This is a genomic window from Citrobacter sp. R-1.5.2, assembly GCF_035064245.1.
Classification (GTDB): domain Bacteria; phylum Pseudomonadota; class Gammaproteobacteria; order Enterobacterales; family Enterobacteriaceae; genus Citrobacter.
The window spans coordinates 1-1,093 of the sequence record NZ_JASEYC010000072.1 but is presented as its reverse complement, the minus strand read 5'-3'; the positions used below and the strand labels follow the sequence as shown (position 1 = coordinate 1,093).

General features: G+C 53.1%; 1 rRNA gene. It reads right to left on the bottom strand.

Annotation, left to right across the window (positions count from 1 at the left end):
- Positions 1–1,093, bottom strand: a 23S ribosomal RNA gene (locus QMN38_RS26605); the annotation flags it as partial.

Genomic DNA, 1,093 nt, shown 5'->3' with positions numbered 1-1,093 from the left:
TCGTCTTCAACGTTCCTTCAGGAGACTTATAGTCTCAGGGAGAACTCATCTCGGGGCAAGTTTCGTGCTTAGATGCTTTCAGCACTTATCTCTTCCGCATTTAGCTACCGGGCAATGCCATTGGCATGACAACCCGAACACCAGTGATGCGTCCACTCCGGTCCTCTCGTACTAGGAGCAGCCCCCCTCAATTCTCCAGCGCCCACGGCAGATAGGGACCGAACTGTCTCACGACGTTCTAAACCCAGCTCGCGTACCACTTTAAATGGCGAACAGCCATACCCTTGGGACCTACTTCAGCCCCAGGATGTGATGAGCCGACATCGAGGTGCCAAACACCGCCGTCGATATGAACTCTTGGGCGGTATCAGCCTGTTATCCCCGGAGTACCTTTTATCCGTTGAGCGATGGCCCTTCCATTCAGAACCACCGGATCACTAAGACCTGCTTTCGCACCTGCTCGAGCCGTCACTCTCGCAGTCAAGCTAGCTTATGCCTTTGCACTAACCTCCTGATGTCCGACCAGGATTAGCTAACCTTCGTGCTCCTCCGTTACTCTTTAGGAGGAGACCGCCCCAGTCAAACTACCCACCAGACACTGTCCGCAACCCGGATCACGGGTCTACGTTAGAACACCAGCCATTAAAGGGTGGTATTTCAAGGTCGGCTCCATGCAGACTGGCGTCCACACTTCAAAGCCTCCCACCTATCCTACACATCAAGGACCAGTGTTCAGTGTCAAGCTATAGTAAAGGTTCACGGGGTCTTTCCGTCTTGCCGCGGGTACACTGCATCTTCACAGCGAGTTCAATTTCACTGAGTCTCGGGTGGAGACAGCCTGGCCATCATTACGCCATTCGTGCAGGTCGGAACTTACCCGACAAGGAATTTCGCTACCTTAGGACCGTTATAGTTACGGCCGCCGTTTACCGGGGCTTCGATCAAGAGCTTCTCCTTACGGATAACCCCATCAATTAACCTTCCGGCACCGGGCAGGCGTCACACCGTATACGTCCACTTTCGTGTTTGCACAGTGCTGTGTTTTTAATAAACAGTTGCAGCCAGCTGGTATCTTCGACTGATTTCAGCTCCA